The sequence below is a fragment of the Streptomyces sp. NPDC091377 genome (assembly GCF_044757045.1).
Classification (GTDB): Bacteria; Actinomycetota; Actinomycetes; order Streptomycetales; family Streptomycetaceae; genus Streptomyces.
This window is the reverse complement of record NZ_JBIVUE010000024.1, coordinates 81,822-103,220: the sequence shown is the minus strand read 5'-3', so window position 1 is coordinate 103,220 and position 21,399 is coordinate 81,822. Positions and strand designations below refer to the sequence as shown.

General features: G+C 72.0%; 15 protein-coding genes. 13 read left to right on the top strand and 2 right to left on the bottom strand.

The features are described 5' to 3' along the window. Positions 1-111: 111 nt before the first annotated feature. From ACIQNG_RS34685 to ACIQNG_RS34665, 5 genes are all read left to right on the top strand, one after another. On the top strand, positions 112-717 hold the full coding sequence (locus tag ACIQNG_RS34685; RefSeq protein ID WP_401425335.1) for a YdbC family protein: 606 nt from the start codon (positions 112-114) through the stop codon (positions 715-717). A 196-nt stretch (positions 718-913) separates the two neighbouring features. Next, complete coding sequence (locus ACIQNG_RS34680) at positions 914-1,573, top strand: histidine phosphatase family protein (protein ID WP_401425337.1); 660 nt, start codon at positions 914-916, stop codon at positions 1,571-1,573. A gap of 29 nt (positions 1,574-1,602) precedes the next feature. Further along, entirely contained in the window at positions 1,603-2,508 is a 906-nt protein-coding gene (locus tag ACIQNG_RS34675; RefSeq protein ID WP_401490675.1) for an ADP-ribosylglycohydrolase family protein, read from the top strand. A 525-nt stretch (positions 2,509-3,033) separates the two neighbouring features. Then, entirely contained in the window at positions 3,034-3,735 is a 702-nt protein-coding gene (locus ACIQNG_RS34670) for a ribonuclease HII (protein WP_401425341.1), read from the top strand. Positions 3,736-3,803: 68 nt separating this feature from the next. Continuing rightward, positions 3,804-4,445, top strand: coding sequence for a hypothetical protein (locus ACIQNG_RS34665; protein ID WP_401425343.1), 642 nt, complete (start codon positions 3,804-3,806; stop codon positions 4,443-4,445). A 270-nt stretch (positions 4,446-4,715) separates the two neighbouring features. Here the strand turns inward: ACIQNG_RS34665 and ACIQNG_RS34660 are convergent, their stop codons facing one another. Beyond that, positions 4,716-5,351 carry a hypothetical protein gene (locus tag ACIQNG_RS34660; protein ID WP_401490673.1) on the bottom strand — a complete coding sequence of 212 codons (636 nt, stop codon included), beginning with the start codon at positions 5,349-5,351 and terminating at the stop codon, positions 4,716-4,718. 629 nt (positions 5,352-5,980) lie between these two features. Here ACIQNG_RS34660 and ACIQNG_RS34655 point away from each other — a divergent pair. Then, a complete protein-coding gene (locus ACIQNG_RS34655) occupies positions 5,981-8,140 on the top strand; it encodes a RecQ family ATP-dependent DNA helicase (RefSeq protein WP_401490672.1) in 2,160 nt (719 codons plus the stop codon). A gap of 39 nt (positions 8,141-8,179) precedes the next feature. Here the strand turns inward: ACIQNG_RS34655 and ACIQNG_RS34650 are convergent, their stop codons facing one another. Beyond that, positions 8,180-8,716, bottom strand: a complete 537-nt coding sequence (locus ACIQNG_RS34650) for a RidA family protein (RefSeq protein WP_401490670.1) — start codon at positions 8,714-8,716, stop codon at positions 8,180-8,182. Between the two features lie 177 nt (positions 8,717-8,893). Between ACIQNG_RS34650 and ACIQNG_RS34645 the strand changes: the two genes are divergently transcribed. From ACIQNG_RS34645 to ACIQNG_RS34615, 7 genes are all read left to right on the top strand, one after another. Further along, the gene (locus ACIQNG_RS34645; protein WP_401490668.1) at positions 8,894-10,750 is read left to right on the top strand and encodes a DUF4192 family protein; all 1,857 of its coding nucleotides are present in this window, start codon (positions 8,894-8,896) and stop codon (positions 10,748-10,750) included. A 781-nt stretch (positions 10,751-11,531) separates the two neighbouring features. Then, positions 11,532-13,556, top strand: coding sequence for a glycogen debranching N-terminal domain-containing protein (locus ACIQNG_RS34640; protein ID WP_401490666.1), 2,025 nt, complete (start codon positions 11,532-11,534; stop codon positions 13,554-13,556). Between the two features lie 161 nt (positions 13,557-13,717). Next, the gene (locus ACIQNG_RS34635) at positions 13,718-14,476 is read left to right on the top strand and encodes an NUDIX domain-containing protein (RefSeq protein ID WP_401490664.1); all 759 of its coding nucleotides are present in this window, start codon (positions 13,718-13,720) and stop codon (positions 14,474-14,476) included. A 134-nt stretch (positions 14,477-14,610) separates the two neighbouring features. After that, positions 14,611-16,728 carry an ATP-binding cassette domain-containing protein gene (locus ACIQNG_RS34630; protein WP_401490662.1) on the top strand — a complete coding sequence of 706 codons (2,118 nt, stop codon included), beginning with the start codon at positions 14,611-14,613 and terminating at the stop codon, positions 16,726-16,728. A gap of 162 nt (positions 16,729-16,890) precedes the next feature. Continuing rightward, entirely contained in the window at positions 16,891-17,778 is an 888-nt protein-coding gene (locus tag ACIQNG_RS34625; protein ID WP_401425362.1) for a FadR/GntR family transcriptional regulator, read from the top strand. A gap of 980 nt (positions 17,779-18,758) precedes the next feature. Beyond that, positions 18,759-20,306 carry an RNA polymerase sigma factor gene (locus ACIQNG_RS34620; protein ID WP_401490660.1) on the top strand — a complete coding sequence of 516 codons (1,548 nt, stop codon included), beginning with the start codon at positions 18,759-18,761 and terminating at the stop codon, positions 20,304-20,306. A 179-nt stretch (positions 20,307-20,485) separates the two neighbouring features. Beyond that, the gene (locus ACIQNG_RS34615) at positions 20,486-21,367 is read left to right on the top strand and encodes a S1 family peptidase (RefSeq protein WP_401490658.1); all 882 of its coding nucleotides are present in this window, start codon (positions 20,486-20,488) and stop codon (positions 21,365-21,367) included. Positions 21,368-21,399 lie beyond the last annotated feature (32 nt).

The window sequence follows — 21,399 nt, the reverse complement described above, 5'->3', positions numbered from 1 at the left end:
GCCCAGGGAACAGGGCCGGTTGTCCATCCTGCCATGCGAAGGCCCCGCCGTGCGCGTGTGCGCTCCCGCTGACCGGGACCGCCGTAGGGCTTCGGGCCGTACGATGGCGCGGTGCTGGTCAAGTGGATTCGCTGCACCGTGGAGGACCGTCGGGGCTTCGAGCGGGGGCAGCGGAAGTGGGCGGGGCTTCTGGGGGAGCCGGGGTTTCGGGGACAGGGCGGAGGCTGGAGCCGGGGACGCACGTCGGTGGCGCACATCTTCTCCTTCTGGGAGACCCGCGCCTTCTACGACTCCTTCATGGCGCGCTCCCACGACCGGCTCGCCTCGGCCCAGTCCGGGACGTTCACGGACGCCCAGGTACGGCTGTTCGACCACCGCTTCGACGTGAAGACCGGCTTCGAGCCGCGGTTCACCGACGCCGACCTGATCCGTGTGGCCCTGGCCCGCATCCATGAAGAGCGCGTCGACAACTTCACGCTCATGCAGGAGAAGGTCTGGAACCCCGCCATGGCCGGCTCCCCGGGAATGGTCAGGGGTCTGTTCGCCGAGGCGCCCGGACATGAGTTCATGGTGCTCTCCATGTGGCAGTCGGCCGCCGAGCACGGCAAATACCGCACCGAGCGGATCGAGCGGCTGGCGCTGCGTGCCCAGATCGAGGCCGACGTCGCCGCCCTCACCGGGGACATCGTGGAGATGGAGCCCTCCTGGACGGTCTGACCGGTCCGACCGTCCAGACCGGTCGCGCCGGACAGCGGCACAGCGGCAACCAGCGGTATCCAGTGGCAACCGGGGGCCCTGCTGCCCACGGGAGTCGTGCGCCGTGTGTGACCGGGGGTGCAGAAAATGTGTGACGTACGCCGTATGGAGCCGGTGGGAGTGCTCGGTACGGCGTGACCCGATCTAGGGTTTCGGCATGGCACGACCACGGCGCATCGTCCTTGTCCGCCACGGAGAGTCAACGGGCAATGTTGATGACACCGTGTACGAGCGCGAGCCCGACCACGCGCTCGCCCTGACCGAGCGAGGCTGGCGGCAGGCCGAGGAGGCGGGCAAAGGGCTGCGTGACGTGCTCGGGAGGGAGCGCGTCAGCGTCTACGTCTCCCCGTACCGGCGCACCCACGAGACCCTGCGCGCCTTCCACCTCGACCCCGGGCTGATACGGGTGCGGGAGGAACCCAGGCTGCGCGAGCAGGACTGGGGCAACTGGCAGGACCGCGACGACGTACGCCTGCAGAAGGCGTACCGGGACGCCTACGGACACTTCTTCTACCGCTTCGCCCAAGGGGAGAGCGGCGCCGACGTGTACGACCGGGTCGGGGGTTTCCTGGAGAGCCTCTACCGCAGCTTCGAGGCGCCCGACCACCCGCCGAACGTGCTGCTGGTGACCCATGGCCTCGCGATGCGGCTGTTCTGCATGCGCTGGTTCCACTGGACGGTCGACGAATTCGAGTCACTGTCCAATCCCGGGAACGGTGAGGTGAGGATGCTCGTTCTCGGAAACGACGGCAAATACACCCTGGACCGCCCTTTCGACCGTTGGCGCGATCCGGAACCATACAAAATGACCGATTAGACGAAATCACTGGATAGAGTGACAGAGCGATGACCGCTGACACCTCCTCCGACGGGCGCTTGGGGCGCGCCCTGGCCAGCCTGCGCGGACTGGCGGTGGGTGACGCGCTGGGCTCCCAGTTCTTCGTCCCGGTGAACCATCCGCTGCTCAAGCGCCGCGAGCTGCCCGACGGAACCTGGCAATGGACCGACGACACGGAGATGGCCTGCTCCGTCGTCACCGTCCTCGCCGCGCACCACCGCATCGACCAGGACGCCCTCGCGGCGTCCTTCGCCCGGCGCCACGACTTCGACCGCGGATACGGCCCCGCCGTCAACCGCCTCCTGCGGCTGGTCAGAGAAGGCGGCGACTGGCGGGAGCTGTCGGCCGCGCTCTTCAACGGGCAGGGGTCGTGGGGCAATGGTGCGGCGATGCGGATCGCGCCGCTCGGCGCCTGGTACGCCGACGACCCCGAGCAGGCCACTCACCAAGCCGAGATCTCCGCCTACCCGACGCACCAGCACCGTGAGGCCGTGGTCGGTGCCATGGCGGTCGCCGCGGCTGCCGCCCTGGCCGCCGCTCCCGACGGTCCGCCCGCTCCCGAGGCACTCCTCGACGGCGTCGTCGCCCTGATCCCCAGAAGCGCGGTGGGCGCCGGACTGCGGCGGGCCCGCGACATGCTCGACTACGCTGACGCGGCCACCGTCGCCGCGGTACTCGGCTGCGGACGGCGTACGACGGCCCACGACACCGTGCCCTTCGCCCTGTGGTCCGCCGCGCGCTCCCTCGGCGATTACGAGCAGGCGTTCTGGACGACCGCCCAGGTCGGGGGCGATGTGGACACGACCTGCGCCATCGTGGGCGGCGTGCTGGCCGCGGGCACGGCGGGCGCCCCACCGGCGGACTGGGCCGGGCGGGTGGAGACGCTGCCCGAGTGGGTCCCGGGGGCGGCCTGACGGGTGTCGGCCTGATGGGGACGGCCTGACGGGTTGCCTCACGGTGTCGGCCTGTCGGGTGTCGGCCTGTCGGCCTGACGGGTGTTGCCTCGCGGGTGTCGGCCTGATGGGTGTTGCCGCACGGTGTCGGCCGCCCGCTCTCCCGGCCGGGTTCGCTCCGCGCCCGGTGATGTACGAATGCGACCCCGGACAGGCCGATCACTTCCCTGCCGTGACTTCGGCGAAGTGGTCGAGCCCGCGATCAAGCTGATGAGGGACGTGATCGCCCGTGGAACGAAGCGGGCGAGGCGCGCCCCCGGACGATGAACGGCCCTGCCCCGGACATCATCCCGGCCAAGGCGATGTGCCGCGCAAAGATTCGTGCGAGCGAACGGCCGGACCGGGATCTCGGCACCACGACCGGCCAGTTGATGATGCCGCCGCCGGGACAAGGCGGCCGGTGAGGCCGGTTTCCGTCGGTCGTACGGGCCGTTGGGGGAGCCGGGGTGTCACACGGTGAGCCGGGCGGCGTACGCTAAGGACGCCATGCCGTACGAACCGCCTACTCACACCGTCGAGCGCTCACTCCGCGCCACGACCGGAGCGAAGATCATTGCCGGTGTCGACGAGGTCGGGCGGGGTGCGTGGGCCGGTCCCGTCACCGTCTGCGCGGCGATCACCGGACTGCGTCGACCGCCCGACGGGCTCACCGACTCCAAGCTGCTCACCGTCAAACGACGCACCGCGCTCGCGCGGGAACTGCACACCTGGGTGCGGTCCTACGCCCTCGGGCACGCCTCTCCCGAGGAGATCGACGAGCGGGGCATGACAGCCGCGCTGCGCCTGGCCGCCGTACGCGCGCTGGAAGCACTGCCCGAGCGGCCCGACGCGGTGATACTCGACGGCAAGCACGACTACCTCGGGACGCCATGGCGGGTGCGCACGGTGATCAAGGGTGACCAGTCGTGTGTGGCCGTCGCGGCGGCCTCGGTGATCGCCAAGGTTCAGCGCGACAAAATGATGGCCGAACTGGGTATCGACCATGCAGACTTCGGTTTTGCGGACAATGCCGGGTATCCCTCACCCGTCCACAAGGCCGCATTGGAGGAGCGGGGACCCACCCCGTACCACCGGTTGTCGTGGGCGTATCTTGATGCGCTGCCCCAGTGGCGGCACCTCAAGAAGGCCCGCGACTGGGCGGAAGGAAGCGTTCCGAGGATCGAAGGTCAGCTCGGCTTCGACTTCTGACGACTCCGCTCGCACATATGTGCCACCCGCCTGTGTGTGCCGTACCAGCGTTTGATAAAAATCAGCTCATGCCTCTCATCCCCGAGGAGCCTCAGATTCACGAGAGTGCCCAGGGTCCCCGCGCCACGCCGGCCACCGGCCGTACCGCGCCGACCCCCCGTCCTGTACCTGGGCCCCGCCCCGCGGCTCCGTCGCGCCCCGGTCGTCCCGGCCCGGTCCGGCCGGCGCCGCCCGTGCAACGCGCGCCGCGTGAGGTGGCCCCCGCCAAGCCCGGAACGTCGGGCCCCGCTGCCCCCGCCGCCCCGTCCCAGACGTCGGCGACCCCGCAGATCCAGCTGATCCCGGCCTCGGTGGAAGGCGCTCTCGACGCCGCCGAGGAGGCCGTGGACCTGCTGCTCGACTCGGGCCGCGCCCCCGGTGACGTCCTGGTGCTCACCACCGGTGAACGCCATCCGTGGGCCACGCACGAGCTGACCTTCGGGGAAGCCTCGTACTGGGCGCAGCACGACGCACGCGACGACGTCTTCTACGCAGACGCCGCCGTGGCGAGTCGTGCCGCGTCCCGCCCCGTCGTCGTGGTCGCCGTCAACGGTGACTCCGACGACACCGCCGCCACCGTGCTGCCGCTGGCGCTCAGCAGGGCGAGTGCCCTTCTGATCGTCTGCGGCGATCTGAAGAAGATCAACACAGTGCTGGGCACGGACGCCTGAGTCCGGCCCGGCACCCCGCGGGGCGCGGAGGCGGCGACTGTCGCCCCCGTGGTGGCGCAAGTGCACGGAGGACGCACCGGCTTTTGCCCTGAACGGGCAGCACAAGGCCGGTGCTTCGGTCTGCCGGAGGACCGGCGCGCGATGCGGTCGTCCGGCCCGGGCCCGCTGGGGACCGGGCGGGCCGAGGCCGTGGTGTGTGGCGTGCCGCAGGTCCTGTGCGGGACGGCACGAGGTCCCGGGAGTCGACCGGGAATCCCGTGCCGTCGGGACTCAGCGGGCCGCCGCGCGGCTCAGGATCTCCGACGCGACTCCTCCGGTGCGCGGCAGCGGAGGGGGTGCCTCGGCGGTGGCGAAGGGCTCGGGCGTCGAGCCGATGCTGGGGCGTCGCCCACCCCGCCCCTCTCCGAGGACCTGCCAGCCGTCCCGGGTCAAGGTGATGTACGCCCCGCAGCGCAGTCCGTGCAGCGTGCAGGCGTCACGCAGCCCCCACATCCAGGCCCCGTCCTCTTCCGTCCAACGGGCGTCGCCCTCCCGGCAGTAGAGCAGCACCGCCGTACGTACCGGGGTGCGGCGGCGCAGGTCGTGCGGGATGACCCGGCGCAGCTGGGAGAGCAGGGAGTTGCGCAGCATCCAGCCGTCCGCCGGCACCGATCGCCGCTTGAACGACGCGCTGGCCAGCAGCCGCTCGTCGGGATCGAGCACCGCCACGACGGCGGTGAGCGGTATCGGGCGGTGGCGGGAGTACAGCCCGCTGACGACTTCCCTCGGACTGCGAAGGAGGGGGATGCCCGCGGCGGCCCACTCCGCCGGTTCCAGTGTGCGGGCCAAGGGGTTGGTGGAGGCGGCGGACAGGTCTGCCGAGGACGACGTAGATGCTGCGGAGGACGGAGCGAATCCGAAGGTCACGATCCTCCCTTCGGCTACGCGCCCGCACTGCGGGCGGGGTCTGGTCGGGGGAGCGCACACCGCAGCGAAGCCCTTCCGGACCACGGCCGGGCCGTGCGGGGAGCGGACTTCAATTCTTCCTGTCGAACTGGGATGCGGCAACGAGCAAATGGGGCCACCGACCCGTATCTGCTGCTGCGTGGCTTATATCCCTACCCAATGGGTCACCTGGTGACGCATGGTGCGGGGGCTCGCTGCCGGGGCCGCCCCCACCGCCCGCGCCGATCACCCGGCGCCCCACAGGCACCGCACCCGCCGCCGTCCCGTCCGCTCGGTCCGCACAGGGCGCGGCAGACCCGCGCGAGGGGCCGTGCAGGCCCCGGTGAGGCCGGTGCCGGACCAGGTGAGGGCCGGTGCAGGCCAGGGTGAGGGTCGGTGTTGGCCCGCGTGAGGCCGGTGCAGGCCAGGGTGAGGTCTGGTGCTGGCCCGCGTGAGGCCGGCACCGGCCTGGCCCGCGCGAGGGCTGAGGCAGACCCGCTGGGTGGCGCCGGTGGGGACGCCGAGCCCACTCCACCCGGAACCGTCCGGAGCCGGACCGCTCGCGGGGGCGCGGGTGGCCGAGTGTCGGTCCCATCGGGTTGCATGGAGGCATGGACGATCTGGAACTCCGCGCCGAAGCCGATGCCATCCTCGCCGAGCTGGTCGGTGACCCCGGCGGCTCGGCGCGGCTGCGGGAGGACCAGTGGCAGGCGGTGGCGGCACTGGTCCGGGAGGGCCGCCGCGCGCTGGTGGTGCAACGCACCGGCTGGGGCAAGTCGGCCGTGTACTTCGTCGCGACCGCGCTGCTGCGCCGGCGCGGTGCCGGTCCTACGGTGATCGTCTCGCCGCTCCTGGCGCTGATGCGCAACCAGGTGGAGTCGGCGGCACGCGCCGGGATCCGCGCGCGCACGATCAACTCGGCCAACCCGGAGGAGTGGGACACGATCCACGAGGAGGTCGGCCGCGGCGAGACCGACGTGCTCCTCGTCAGCCCGGAGCGTCTGAATTCCGTCGACTTCCGGGAGCACATGCTGCCCAAACTCGCGGCCACGACCGGGCTGCTGGTGGTCGACGAGGCGCACTGCATCTCCGACTGGGGACACGACTTCCGCCCCGACTACCGTCGGCTGCGGGCCATGCTCACCGAGCTGGCCCCCGGCGTGCCGGTACTGGCCACGACGGCGACCGCCAACGCGCGCGTCACCGCGGACGTGGCCGAGCAACTGGGGACCGGCGCGGGCGAGGCGCTGGTGCTGCGGGGATCGCTGGACCGCGAGAGCCTCAGGCTCGGTGTGATCGAACTCCCGGACGCCGCTCACCGCCTCGCCTGGCTGGCCGAGCACCTCAACGAACTGCCGGGCTCGGGGATCATCTACACGCTCACCGTGGCGGCGGCCGAGGAGGCCACGGCGTTCCTGCGACAGCGCGGCTTCACGGTCGCGTCGTACACGGGCCGTACGGAGAACGCGGACCGGCTCCAGGCCGAGAACGACCTGCTGGAGAACCGGGTCAAGGCGCTCGTCGCGACCTCCGCACTCGGCATGGGGTTCGACAAGCCCGACCTGGGCTTCGTGGTCCACCTCGGCTCACCTTCCTCACCGATCGCCTACTACCAGCAGGTGGGGCGCGCGGGGCGCGGTGTGCGCCACGCCGACGTCCTGATGCTGCCAGGGAAGGAGGACGAGGCGATCTGGCGCTACTTCGCCGATACCGCCTTCCCGCGCGAGGAACTGGTCCGCCAGACCCTCGCCACCCTCGCCGAGGCGGGCCGACCGCTGTCCGTACCCGCCCTGGAAGCGGCGGTGGACCTGCGGCGCACCCGGCTGGAGACCATGTTGAAGGTGCTCGACGTGGACGGGGCCGTCAAGCGGGTCAAGGGCGGCTGGATCTCCACCGGGGAGGCATGGGCGTACGACTCGGAGCGGTACGCGCGCGTGGCACGGCAGCGGGCGGGTGAGCAGCAGGCCATGCGCGCATACGTGACAACGGACGGGTGCCGGATGGAGTTCCTGCGGCGCCAACTGGACGACCCGGACGCCGCCCCCTGCGGACGCTGCGACATCTGCGCGGGGGCCTGGATCGCCTCCTCCGTCTCCGCGGAGGCGCTGACCGGGGCGGAGAAGGAACTGGACCGGCCGGGCGTGGAGGTCGAGCCCCGCCGGATGTGGCCGACGGGGATGCCCGCGCTCGGCGTCGACCTCAAGGGCCGTATCCCGGCCGGCGAACAGGGCGCCACCGGCCGCGCCCTGGGCCGCCTCTCGGACATCGGCTGGGGCAACCGCCTGCGCCCGCTCCTCGCCGTGAACGCGCCCGACGGACCCGTCCCCGACGACGTCCTACGCGCCGCTGTGGCCGTTCTCGCCGACTGGGCGCGCTCCCCGGGCGGCTGGGCGACCACCGGGCCGGACGCAGCGGCCAGGCCCGTGGGCGTCGTCGCCGTGCCGTCACTGAGCCGCCCGCGCCTGGTGTCGTCCCTCGCCGAGGGCATCGCGCGCGTAGGGCAACTGCCACTGCTGGGCTCCCTGACCTACGTCGGACAGAGCGACGCGCACGTCGTCCGACGCAGCAACTCCGCGCAGCGTCTGAAGGCGCTGTCCGACGCGTTCACCGTCTCCGAGGAACTGGCCGGTGCGCTGGCCCGGGTCCCGGGGCCCGTCCTGCTCGTGGACGACTACACCGAGTCGGGCTGGACCCTCGCAGTCGCGGCCCGGCTGCTGCGTCGGGCGGGCAGCGGGAACGTACTGCCACTCGTGCTCGCTTCATCGGCGTGAGCTGAGCAGAGGGGTGTGACGGCACCGTGGAGGCTCGCTCTACGGCAGCGCCCTACAGGCGGTCACCTCGATCTCGATCATCAGCCCTGGGACGAGAAGCTGGTTGACCTGGACCGTCGTGGAGGTGGGGAAGGGGCCGGCACCGTAGATGCCTCTGCGATACGGCAGGGCCTCGACCAGGGCGGGCATGTCGGTGACGTACATGTTCTCCCGTACGACATGCCGGAAGTCGAGGCCGTACTTGGCGAGGCTCTCCCTGATGCGTCGGTAGACGAAGGCCATCTGGTCGGGCAGGTCGCCCGGCGAGACGGGAGTGAATTCCCTGTCCAGGGCGGCGGTACCCGATATCCAGACCGTGTCGTCGACCCGGACGCCCTGTGAGTAGCCGAGGGATCTCTGCTGGGTCTCCCAGTAGTGGAAGAGGTCGGTGCGCCGCGTGGCCGCCGAGGCTCCGGGCGCGGCGAGTTGGGCGGCCACGGCTGCCGCCCCCGTGGCTCCGGCGCCGGTCAGAAGGCGACGACGGGCCATTCTTCTGCTCTTGGCCTTGCTTGAAGTCAACTCGCTGTGGGTGCTCATCTAACGCGGCCTCCTGCACCGAACTCGAAATCAGCTGGTCGGGGTGGTGGTTCTGGCGCGATGGGGGTGGGAAGAGCCGACGGCCGTGGGACGACGGTTGACGCTGAATGATGTGTCCCTGATCGGAGTTATCCACAGGCCCAAGCGGAAGATTGGAATCCGCGAGATCGTCGAGACATGACGAACCACGGGGAATCCACTGGACCTTTCGACAACCACGACATCAACCACCGGATCAACCACGCACGCAGGCAAGGAGACAACGGCGACATCACCGCGTACATGGGACACGGCTCCTCCCAACAGGTCACCCTTCGCTCGCCCGCCGAACTGGCCGACGCACTGCCGTACCTGCTCGGGTACCGGCCCGAGGACAGCATCGTGCTCGTCGCCCTGCACGACAAGAACGGACGGGGACGGTTCGGCGGCCGGGCCCGGCTCGGCATCCCGACCAACCCCGACGACTGGGCGTCCGTCGCCAAGCAACTGGCCCACGGGCTGATCACGGCCGGCGAACGCCGAGGCGCCCGGCCCGAACAGATCGTCGCCTACGTCTGTCAGGAGCCCGCGCCGGGCGAGACGGGCCAGGAGGTGAGGAACAGGCTGCACGACCTCGCCCAGCACCTGCGTGTGGAGTGCGGCAACCTGGACGTACCGGTCATCGAGGCACTCTGCGTCTCCGACGGCCGATTCTGGTCCTACTGCTGCGAGACACCGCGCTGTTGCCCGCCCGAAGGGACGGCCATGGGGCTGCCGGGCACCTCGGTCCTGGCCGCCGCGGCGACCTACGCGGGGCTCCAGGTGCGCGGCACACTGCGCGAAATGCGGGCCAGGCTCCAACCCCTGGAGTCGGCCGCCGCACTGGCGCAGGAGGCGGCGCTGGACAAGGCCGGCGCGGCCCTGGTCCCCAGGCTCCTCGACAACTCCAGCCGCGCGACCGTGGCGGCCGAGACCCTGCACCGCGCCGAAGACGTCATGCGCCGACTCGCCGAGGCCCCCGGCGTGTCGGGGACGCTCCTGGCCGACCTGCGCGACGACGAACTGCTCACCCACGAGGAAGCCGCAACTCTCATCCTCGGCCTCCAGGACCGCACGACGCGTGACCACGCGGCGGAATGGATGGAGGGCGACGAGGCCGCACCCGCGCTGCGGCTCTGGCGCGCCCTCGCCCGGCGCTGCGTGGGCGCCTACACCGAACACGCCGCCGCCCCCCTCACTCTGGCCGGCTGGGTCGCCTGGTCCACGGGCGACGACCTGGAGGCCCGCGAGGCTTTGGCCATGGCCCTCGGTGCCGACATCGACTACCTGTTCGCCCGCCTGCTGCACCAAGCGATCAGCGAGGAACTCGACCCGGAGGCCATCCGACGCTGCCTGCGCGGTCAGCGCACGGGCCGAACGCTCACGGGGAACACCGAGGCAGCGGCCGATGAAGGAGGGTCTGCCAGTGAGACCGCTGGTGGGCAGGGCGCGGTGATCGTCCCGGCGGCATCTGGAGGTGGCTCGGCTCCGGGCGACGCCGAGGCCGCTGGCCATGGCGAGGCTCGTGGAAATGGCGGAGCCGCTGGCAGTGGCGGGGCTCCTGGCAACGGCGGGGCCTCCCGGCACGCCGGGACTCCTCACAAGGACGAGGATCCCCGCCATGCGGGAACTCCCGGAGACGCGCCGGTGGCCGACCACGCCACGAACTCCGCCGACCTCACCGCACCAGTCGTCGAGCCGGGGCCATCGCCTCATCCGGCCGGTCCGGCTGGCCCGGACCTGTCCGGCCCTTCCGACGCCACATCCGCCCGACGCCGCAGGCGCCCCCGTTCCGTCGGCGGGGCCACCGGCCCCTCGCACACCGCGCGCCCGGACGGCCGTACCGCGGAGCGCGGTGCCCGTCGGCCCCCTGCCGCGGCGAGCCTGACGCGTCCGGCAGCGACGCCGGCACGCGTGACACGGCCCCGCACGTTCACGGGCGGGACCACCCCTGGCACCCGCCCCTGCACCGGCGGCGCCCAGCCCGGAAACGGCGGCACCGATGCCGCGGAGTGAACGGTCTTGGCTGAAGCGCTTACGGAATCTGCTGCTGAGGACCGACCACCGGTCGGCAACCGCGTGTCCCGCGCGAAGTACGCCACCCCATCAGCGCGCATGCACGGCTGCCGCCCTGTCCCACGGCGCCCGACGGGCAGGCGCGTCGAAGACCGACGCGCGTTCGCTCCGATCGGCCTTGCTTTTGGTCAGGTTGTCCGATCACGGGCGTGACCACGGCGACCCCCGCCCCGTTCACCTGAGTGGCGGAGCGCCTGGAGGGGAGGTGCCGCCGCGCCGCCCCTGCCGATCGGCGCTCCGCCACCTGCCGCCGAACCCGAACGAGGCGCACCGCGCGCGGAAGAAGCCGCCCATGCATCGACCGATCCCGCCGTCGGACACCGACGACCACGCCGACTTCTCCGACCCCTCCGGCCTCTCCGACCTCGCCGACGCCCGCCGCCGACCACGGACCCCGGCGGCCTCGCCGCCCCGCAACCCCTTCCCGGTGACACCGCCGGGAAAGGACCGGCTCCCACCACTTCCACGCCAGCTACGGGACTCTCCGGCCGTTCTCCCCGGAGCGCCACGCGCCGTACCGGCACACGAGGCCGCAATGCCGCACGAGGCCGCCACGCCCCATGAGGCCGTACCACCACGACGAGCCGCCCCGTCTCAGCGGGCTGCCCCGTCACAGCGAGCCGCATCACCGCCCGTACAGGCAGCGCCGCCGTCGCAGCCCCGCCGCCCGTTCGGCCTCCCTCCCGCCCACCGCATCCTCACCTGCGTCAGCCTCCCCGGTATGGCGATCTCCACGGAGCACGGGCAGTTGACCGGACACGGCCTGGACGGCTTCTACCTGGCCGGTCGGCGTCTGCTCTCCCGCTGCCGGCTTCGGATCGCGGGCCGTGAACCCCTCGCGGTGCAGGCCAGGATGCTCACCGCCGACAGCGCGCGTTTCACGGGAACCCTGCGGGTCTCACCGGTCCCGGGTCCGCACCCGGGACCGGACCCGGATGTCCTGGTGGAACGGACGCGGCACGCGGACGGCAGAGAGTCGATCACCCTGCGGAGCGCGGCGGCACGACCACTGAAGCTGCCCGTCGAGGTGGCTCTCGCCACGGACCTCGCCACCCTGGGCGCCATAGCGTCAGGCACCTCCGGCCCCGAACTGGCCGCCGCCGTCCACGACTCCGGCCTGCGCTGGTCCTCCACGACAGGGGCCGCCTCCGTCACCGCGGACCCACCACCCTCGGACGCGTTGGCATCCGCCGGACTGCTGCGCTGGGAACTCGTGCTCCCGCCCGGCGCCAGCACCACCCTGGAGCTACGGATACGCCTCGACGGCAAGGGCCCGATACGGCCGGTGGGGCGAGCGCGAGCGGCGACGAGCCCACTGGCCCCGGCGCGGGCGACAGGCGACGACCCCAGGCCGGGTCCGCTTCTGAGGACCAGCGTGGACGACCTCCAGGCCCTGCTCCTGCGCGACCCCGACCATCCCTCGGACGTGTATCTCGCGGCAGGAGCACCCTGGCGCTGCGGACCGGCCCCGGCCGAGGCGCTGGCCGCCGCCAGAATGACGCTGCCCCTCGGCACACGGCTGGCCGTCGGCACCTTGCGCAGCCTCGCCCGCACCCAACTCGCCGGACCGGCACGGCAGTCCGGCATGATCCCGGGCCCGCTTCGCGACGCCGGCGTGCACCTGCCACCCGCCTGCACAGGCACGGAAGCCACCCTCCTCTTCCCCGTCCTCCTCGCGGAGGCCCGCCGCTGGGGCATACCCGAGCAGGACACCGAGGAACTGCTGCCCGCGGCACAGCGCTGTCTGACCTGGCTGCGGACAACCGTCGGCCAGGGCACCTTCCTGCCCGACCCATCACCCGGCGGCCTGCTCCGCTGCGAAACACAGGCCCACGCCCACCGGGCCGCGACACTCGGCGCGGATCTGCTCGACTCCTACGGGAGACCGGGCGGAGGCGAGCTACGCGAATGGGCCCACCGGCTGCGCACGGAATTCAGGGAACGGTTCTGGATCGATGACATGGGCAGCGGACGTCCAGCGGTCGCGGCCACGGCCCGTACGGCGGGGCCCATCCCGGACGGAAGCCCCGTCCCGCACCCACGGTCCGTCCCGCACCCACGGCCCGTCCCGCGCCCACGGTCCGTCCCGCGCCCATGGCCCGCCCCGCACCCACGGCCCGGCCCGCACTTGAGCGCGGCATTCGCGCACCTGCTCGACACCGGCCTGCTCGGCGGGGGAGAGCAGGCGCCGGGGCTGCTGGACAAGGTGCGGACGCAGCAGGTCGCACGGCTCCTGGGCAGCCCGGTCATGGACTCCGGGTGGGGACTGCGCGGGCTCGGCACCAAGGACGTCGGCTACAACCCGTTCGGGCACCGCAGCGGGGCCGTACGCGTCCATGAGACGGCGGTCGCCGTCGCGGGCCTGGCCGCCGCGGGCCACGAGAAGGAGGCGACAGCGCTGCTCAGAGGCGTACTGTCCGCCGCCGAGTCCTTCGACCACCGGCTGCCCGAGATGTACGCCGGGGAGCAGCGCACGGAAGGGAGCGCGCCCCTGCCGCACCCGGCGGCGTGCCGACCCGCCGCCACCGCGGGCGCGGCCGTGGTCCTGCTCCTGACCACGCTCGCCGGAATCCGCCCCGACGCCCCCGCCGGGACGGTGCGGCTGCGCCCGCTGCGCGGCGCACCCCTGGGCGAGATCGTCCTCACCGACCTCCGGGTGGCGGGCGCCCCGTTCTCCCTACGCGTCAGCCGCCTCGGCCTCGCCATGGTCGAAGCGGCGGCCGACGGCCTCCAACTGGGGGTGTGACCCCGTACGACTCGATCGCTCCCACGCGGAGCGGAAGGACGGAGCCGCAGGTGCGACCCCTTGCGAAGACAGTACGACCCCTTGCGGAAGGAACCGGGCCGGCCGGTGATGCGGCCGACGAAGGGCGTGTTTATCGTCAGGCAGACGACTATGATCACCGCATGTCCTACGACCCGTCAGCGTTTCCGCCGTTCGCCGTCACCGTGGACCTGGTCGTACTGACCGTACGACGTCATGCCCTCTGTGCGCTGGCGGTACGCAGGGGCGAGGCGCCGTTCCGAGGACGGTGGGCGCTGCCCGGCGGATTCGTACGGGCCGACGAGGACCTGGCACAGGCGGCCGCGCGCGAACTGTCCGAGGAGACAGGGCTGTGCGTGCACGACCCGGACGTCCCGGCCACAGAGACCGGCGCCCACCTGGAGCAGCTCGCCACCTACGGCGACCCCGGGCGTGACCCCCGGATGCGGGTGGTCAGCGTCGCGCACCTCGCCCTCGCCCCCGACCTTCCCGCGCCACGAGCGGGCGGCGACGCCAGCAACGCACGCTGGGCCCCGGTCGGGGAACTGCTCCAACAGGGCGGCTTCGGACGCGACGACGACCCGGTCGCGCCGCTCGCCTTCGACCACGCCCAGATCCTCTCGGACGGGGTGGAGCGGGCCCGGTCGAAGATCGAGTACTCGTCGCTGGCCACAGCCTTCTGCACACCCGAATTCACGGTCGGTGAGCTGCGACGGGTGTACGAGGCGGTGTGGGGCGTAGCCCTCGACCCGCGCAATTTCCACCGGAAGGTCACCGGCACCCCCGGGTTCCTGGTCCCGACCGGAGGCACGACCACCCGCCAGGGCGGACGCCCGGCCCAGTTGTTCCGAGCGGGCGGTGCCACGCTGCTCAATCCGCCGATGCTGCGCCCCGAGGTGTGACGCACTGCCGCCCCGATCCCTGACGCACCTCCACCCCGATGCCTGACGGCGAGCCGGGCGCTGGCGGTCACCGCTCGGCGGAGCGAGCCTCCCAGTGCCCAAAAAAACGGACATAGCGCGCTATCTTGCTTCGGGTGATCCAGGCGTTCGGACTGACCAGCATTCCCCGCAAGGGCCTTCCGCCCACCGTCGACGACGTCTCCCTTGAGGCGCGGGCGGGCCGGGTCACCGCGCTGCTCGGAGGAGAGGGCGCGGGCAAGACGACGGTGCTCCGGCTGATGCTCGCACTTCAACACGGACGCGGAGCCACCTACTTCCGAGGCCGACCACTGCACCGCCTCACCCATCCCTCGCGCGAGGTCGGCGTCCTGCTCGGCGATGTCCCCGGGCACCCCGCCCGGACCGTGCGCGGTCATCTGCGGATGCTGTGCGCCGCGGCGGGAGTACCGGTCCGACGGGCCGACGAGGTACTGGAGGCGGTCGGCCTGATCAGCCTGCGCGACGAGCGGCTCGGCATGCTCGCCCGCGGCATGGACCGTCGGCTCGGCCTGGCCTGCGCCCTCCTCTCCGACCCGCACACCCTCCTCCTGGACGAACCCGCCGCCGGGCTCTCCGGCCGCGAGAACCGCTGGTTGTACGGCGCGCTGCGGGCCCACGCCCGCCAGGGCGGCACGGTCCTGCTCACCGTCGCCGACCCGAAAGAGGCCGCGGCACAGGCCGACCGGGTCGTCACCCTGGAGCGGGGACGGGTCGTCGCCGACCAGACCGCGACCGAGTTCGCCCGCACCCGGCTCCGCCCCCGCGTCGCCGTCCGCAGCCCGCACGCGGGCCGTCTCGCCGCGCTGCTGACCAGAGAGGCCCGCACCGCCCACCGCTCCGTCGAGGTCGTACGGGAAGGCGGCAGCCGCCTCTCGGTGTACGGCAGCACCTGCGCCGACGTCGGAGAGGCCGCCTTCCGGCACGGCATCCTCGTACACCAACTCGCCGACGAGATCGGCGACATGGGGCCAGGGACGGGCGCTCATGCCTTGCCGGGGGCCGATACGCCGAACGGGGAGAGCGGGCCGCCCCCGGCGGTGGTGGCAACGCGGCAGGAGCCCCCCTCCGAGGCGACGAGGACGCCCTCCGAGGAGGAGACCTCGCACGCAGCGGCGGAGGACTCGCACTCCGCGCCGGACGGCAAGCCGTCAACGACCCCCGCCCCGACCTCGGCGAGGGCCATGCCGGTCGGCCACGACCCCGCCCCCGCCGACCCGAACGGCGTAGCCCTGAGCGAAGGCCCGCCCGCCCCACAGGGTGCCGACGAGCACCCCCCGCCCCCCGTCGAGCCGTCCTCCAGCGCCGCCCAGACCCCTCCGTGTTCCGCAGAAACGCCCTCCGCCCCCGACGAGCCCTCTCCCACCGGTACGGCACCTCCCCCCCTCCGCCCCCCCTCCCCCCACCCCCTCCCCGACCTCCCGCCCCCCATCTCCGTGCGCCCCGCCCCCAGCCCCCTGCGCCCCCTCCGCTACGAACTGCGGCGGGCCGCCGGGATCGGTACGGGGTTTCTCACTGCCGCCGCCGTGCTCGTGCTGTCGGCGCTGACCGCTGTCGTGCTGGCCCGCATCGGGCACACCCCGTACGCGCGGCTGCTGGTGGCCTGGCCGCGCGAGCTGCCGCTGCCCCCGGCCGCCCTCGGCGCCGGGCTGCTGGGCGCGCTCGCGTTCGGCGACGAGTTCCGCCACCCCGCCCTGGCGGCGGACCGCGGCACCGTGCCCCGCCGCCTGGGGCTGCTCGCGGCCAAGCTCCTCGTCTCCGCCGCCACCGCGCTGGCCCTGGCCGCCCTCACGGTCGGTGTCGACGCCGAAGTGCTGTATCTCGTATACGGACCGGAGCTGGCACAAGTTCCCACGGACTGGGTGTCGCTGGGCGCGAGTTGGTTCGGGCTCGTGATCGGCTGCGCCTGGGCCGGGGTGCTCGCCGCCGGAGTCTTCAGGTCGACGACCGCGGGGCTCGCCGCCGTGCTCGCCGTGCCGGTGGTGGTCGTACCGCTCGTACAGAAAGTCTTCGAGGGACCGTCCGTGCGAACGGCCGCCGGGTTCCCGATGAGGGTGCGGGAGGTGCTCCTGACGCAGTGGCCCTTGGGCGGGGAGCGCTATCTGACCGCCGCGGCGAAGGTGATCGCCCAACCTGTCGGCAGCGCGCTGGCGTTGTCCCTCACCGCGCTGCTCTGCGCGTATCTGCTCACGACGATGCGCAGCCGGGTCCGATGACGACCGTGCGAGCCCTTCCAGGACCGGGATGTGCACAACTCCCCGAGGAAAGCCCATTTCTTTCCGATAAGGCGTCAATTGCGACGGGGTGAGCGATCACCCTTTCGTGTGCTTTTCACCAAAGCCCTCAAGGCAGTTGGAGCCAACGCCGACAAAGGATCCGTGAGTACCCTTGCGCACACCATGATGACCTCCGCCCGTTCCGTGGACTCCGCTCTGTCCGGTCCGGGCGACCTCGACCGCTACCCGTACGCGGAGGCCCCCGCCGCCGACCGCGTCGTGGCCCCCTCCTGGGAGAGCGCGGAACCTGAGCTGGGCCGTGTGGGCCGACGTGCCGCGGGCAGCCGCGGACGCGGCCTGCACGGCCAACTCGTCCAACAACTCGGCCAGATGATCGTCTCCGGCGACCTGGGCGCCGACCGCCCGCTGGTCCCCGAGGAGATCGGCCAGCGATTCGAGGTCTCCCGCACCGTCGTCCGCGAGTCCCTTCGCGTCCTTGAGGCCAAGGGCCTGGTCAGCGCGCGGCCGAATGTCGGCACCCGCGTACGCCCGGTCAGCGACTGGAACCTTCTGGATCCCGACATCATCGAATGGCGCGCCTTCGGGCCACAGCGCGACGACCAGCGTCGCGAGCTGAGCGAGCTGCGCTGGACGATCGAGCCGCTCGCCGCGCGGCTCGCCGCCGGACACGGCCGGGAGGACGTGCAGCAGCGCCTCGGCGACATGGTCGAGATCATGGGTCACGCCATGAGCCAGGGTGACGCGCTGACGTTCTCGCGCGCGGACGCCGAGTTCCACTCGCTGCTCATCCAGGTCGCCGGCAACCGCATGCTGGAGCACCTCTCCGGGATCGTCTCCGCCGCGCTCCAGGTGTCCGGGAGCCCCGTCACCGGGTGCGACCGGCCGAACGACGCCTCCCTGGCGCACCACGCCCGGATCGCCGAGGCGCTCGCCGCGGGCGACGGTACGGCCGCCGAGACGGCCATGCGCCAACTGCTCACCGTCCACCCCGAGGTGGAGCGCGTGGTGCCCGCCCCGCGCGAGCACTGAGGCGCTCCGCGCGGGCGGGGCGGCCTGGGGACGCGCCCGCCCTCCGTGTGGCACCGCCCGGCCGGGAGACCCGGCGCCCGTCGGACCCCGTGGGATCCCACCCGGATCCGCGGGGTCCGACGGCAAAACGGCCCGGCTGACCGAATCGGCCTGCCGCCGAGCGGCTGAGACGGATCGGCCTCCCGCCGAGCGGCTGACACAGATCGGTCCGCCTCCGAGCGACAGACACCGATCGGCCCGTCTCCGAACGGGCTGACACGGATCGGCCCGTCCCGAACGGCTGGCACCGATCGGCCTGGCTTCGAGCGGCTGATCCGAATCGGTTCGGCGCCGAGCGGCTGACGCGTATCGGTTCGCCGCCGAGTGGCTGACGTGGATCCGTCCGTCGTCCAGCGACTGACCCCGATCGCTCCGTCGTCCAGCGGTTGACCCCGATCGCTCCGTCGCCCAGCGGTTGACGCCGATCGCTCCGTCGTCCAGCGGTTGACGCCGATCGCTCCGTCGTCCAGCGGTTGACGCCGATCGCTCCGTCGTCCAGCGGTTGACGCCGATCGCTCCGTCGCCCGGCGACTGACACGGATTGGTCCGTCGCCCGGCGACTGGCTCCGATCGGTCCGTCCAGCCGCCGTGATCCGGATCGCCCCGTCTCCGAACGGCTGATCCGGAATCGACCCGGAGGCCACCGGTTGCCCCGAATCGGCCCGGAGTCGACCGGTCGATGACCTCCTCTGCACACGTCTGACCTCTTTTGCGCGTGTACGGGGTGTGACTCGGGCCACGCAGATTGGGCGTAACGCTCGCGGTAACAGCGCGATGACCTAAGAGGTGACAGCCGCGGAGGGAATACGGACGCCGTTCATGGCGCTGTGCATCTCCCCGGCACCCGCCCGCGCCGTCGGCCCACTCCCAAGCCGGTGGTCGGCTCCTGTCCGTCGTGGACGGGGCCGGAAGCCGTTTTCCAACGTTCCGAGAGGTTGTTCGTGTCGGCCAGCACATCCCGTACGCTCCCGCCGGAGATCGCCGAGTCCGTCTCTGTCATGGCGCTCATTGAGCGGGGAAAGGCTGAGGGGCAGATCGCCGGCGATGACGTGCGTCGGGCCTTCGAAGCTGACCAGATTCCGGCCACTCAGTGGAAGAACGTACTGCGCAGCCTCAACCAGATCCTCGAGGAAGAGGGTGTGACGCTGATGGTCAGTGCCGCAGAGCCCAAGCGCACCCGCAAGAGCGTCGCAGCGAAGAGCCCGGCCAAGCGCACCGCCACCAAGACGGTCGCGGCCAAGACGGTGACCACCCGGAAGGCATCCGCCACCACGGCCGCCGCTCCGGCGGCGACCGCCGACGCCTCCGTGTCCGCCGAGGAGGCCGCGCCCGCCAAGAAGGCCGCTGCGAAGAAGGCGACGACCGCCAAGAAGGCAGCCGCGAAGAAGGCGACGACCGCCAAGAAGACGGCGGCGAAGAAGACCACGGCCAAGAAGGACGACGCCGAGCTGGTCGAGGACGAGGCGCTCGAAGAGGCCAAGGGCGGTACGGAGGAGCCCGAGGGCGCCGAGAGCGCGGGCTTCGTCCTCTCCGACGAGGACGAGGACGACGCGCCCGCCCAGCAGGTCGCCGCCGCCGGTGCCACCGCCGACCCGGTCAAGGACTACCTCAAGCAGATCGGCAAGGTCCCCCTGCTCAACGCCGAGCAGGAGGTGGAGCTGGCCAAGCGCATCGAGGCGGGTCTGTTCGCCGAGGACAAGCTGGCCAACGCCGACAAGCTGGCGCCCAAGCTCAAGCGCGAGCTGGAGATCATCGCCGAGGACGGCCGCCGCGCCAAGAACCACCTCCTGGAGGCCAACCTCCGACTGGTGGTCTCCCTGGCCAAGCGCTACACCGGCCGCGGCATGCTCTTCCTGGACCTGATCCAGGAGGGCAACCTCGGTCTGATCCGCGCGGTGGAGAAGTTCGACTACACCAAGGGCTACAAGTTCTCCACGTACGCCACCTGGTGGATCCGGCAGGCGATCACCCGCGCGATGGCCGACCAGGCCCGCACCATCCGTATCCCGGTGCACATGGTCGAGGTCATCAACAAGCTCGCGCGCGTACAGCGCCAGATGCTCCAGGACCTGGGCCGCGAGCCCACCCCGGAGGAGCTGGCCAAGGAACTCGACATGACCCCGGAGAAGGTCATCGAGGTCCAGAAGTACGGCCGTGAGCCCATCTCGCTGCACACGCCGCTCGGTGAGGACGGCGACAGCGAGTTCGGTGACCTCATCGAGGACTCCGAGGCCGTGGTCCCCGCCGATGCGGTCAGCTTCACGCTTCTGCAGGAGCAGCTGCACTCGGTCCTCGACACGCTGTCCGAGCGCGAGGCGGGCGTCGTCTCCATGCGGTTCGGTCTCACCGACGGTCAGCCGAAGACCCTGGACGAGATCGGCAAGGTCTACGGCGTCACGCGCGAGCGCATCCGCCAGATCGAGTCGAAGACCATGTCGAAGCTCCGCCACCCGTCCCGCTCCCAGGTTCTGCGCGACTACCTCGACTAGGTCACGCCACCGGCCCGCCGGCCGCCGTCGGCAGTCCGCCACGGACACCGGTCGTACGCCACGCAAGGCCCGGTTCCACGCTCAGGGAACCGGGCCTTCGTGCTGCCCGCGCGCATGCGGGGTGCCTCGTGGTGGATCACTCTGGGTGTTCCACCCGACCCCGAGAGTGAGGTGCGCACATGCGTCGTCCCGTTGTCCGGGCACTGGCCCGGCCGCTGGTACTGATGGCCGCCGCGACCGCGATACCGCTGATGTCCGCCGCCCCCGTCTCCGCCGACAGCGTGGTGATCGGCGGCTTCCCTGTCGACGCGGCGGACAGTCCCTGGACGGTGGCGGTGTCCAGCCGTGACCGGTTCGGAGGTACCCGCTCGGGCCAGTTCTGCGGGGGTGTCGCGGTCGGCCGTACGACCGTGCTCACGGCCGCCCACTGCCTGGGCGAGGAGGTTCTGGGGGCACCTCCGGACCAGATCCCGGATCTCAAGGTCATCGCGGGCCGTACGGATCTGCGTTCGACCGAGGGGGAGGAGGTTCCGGTCAGCGACACCTGGGTGAATCCCGACTACGACGCCGCCGACAACGCCGGTGACTTCGCCGTCCTGACCCTGGCCGAGCCGCTCGCCGACCGCGCGGTCGTCGGCATGGCCGGAACAGGAGACTCCGCCTACGACGCCGGCACCGCGGCCCTGGTCTACGGCTGGGGCGATGTCACCGGTGCCGGGGACTACGCCACCGCGCTGCGCGCCTCGCGGGTGCACGTACTGGCCGACGCCGAGTGTGAGGACGCGTATCCGGGGGGTGCGGTCGGCACGTACCGCGCGAAGAGCATGCTGTGCGCGGGGGAGCGGCGGGGCGGACGGGACGCCTGTCAGGGCGACAGCGGAGGGCCGCTGATCGCCGAGGGGCGGCTGATCGGCCTGGTGTCCTGGGGTAGTGGCTGCGGCCGGGCGGGAAGCCCCGGTGTCTACACCCGGGTCTCCGACCTCGTGCAGCGACTCGGCTGGGGCGAGGTGGCCACCGGGAGCGCCCAGGAGGCCGCACCGCGGGCCCCGGAGGCGGGCTGACGGCAGGAGCCCGCCGGTCGGCGACAGGCGGG

What these genes read in the sequence shown, in the direction of transcription:
- ACIQNG_RS34680 (WP_401425337.1), top strand. Translation starts at nt 914, where the DNA reads ATGGCACGACCACGGCGCATCGTCCTTGTCCGCCACGGAGAGTCAACG.
- ACIQNG_RS34670 (WP_401425341.1), top strand. Translation starts at nt 3,034, where the DNA reads ATGCCGTACGAACCGCCTACTCACACCGTCGAGCGCTCACTCCGCGCC.
- ACIQNG_RS34635 (WP_401490664.1), top strand. Translation starts at nt 13,718, where the DNA reads ATGTCCTACGACCCGTCAGCGTTTCCGCCGTTCGCCGTCACCGTGGAC.
- ACIQNG_RS34675 (WP_401490675.1), top strand. Translation starts at nt 1,603, where the DNA reads ATGACCGCTGACACCTCCTCCGACGGGCGCTTGGGGCGCGCCCTGGCC.
- ACIQNG_RS34655 (WP_401490672.1), top strand. Translation starts at nt 5,981, where the DNA reads ATGGACGATCTGGAACTCCGCGCCGAAGCCGATGCCATCCTCGCCGAG.
- ACIQNG_RS34645 (WP_401490668.1), top strand. Translation starts at nt 8,894, where the DNA reads ATGACGAACCACGGGGAATCCACTGGACCTTTCGACAACCACGACATC.
- ACIQNG_RS34615 (WP_401490658.1), top strand. Translation starts at nt 20,486, where the DNA reads ATGCGTCGTCCCGTTGTCCGGGCACTGGCCCGGCCGCTGGTACTGATG.
- ACIQNG_RS34665 (WP_401425343.1), top strand. Translation starts at nt 3,804, where the DNA reads ATGCCTCTCATCCCCGAGGAGCCTCAGATTCACGAGAGTGCCCAGGGT.
- ACIQNG_RS34640 (WP_401490666.1), top strand. Translation starts at nt 11,532, where the DNA reads ATGGCGATCTCCACGGAGCACGGGCAGTTGACCGGACACGGCCTGGAC.
- ACIQNG_RS34650 (WP_401490670.1), bottom strand. Translation starts at nt 8,716, where the DNA reads ATGAGCACCCACAGCGAGTTGACTTCAAGCAAGGCCAAGAGCAGAAGA.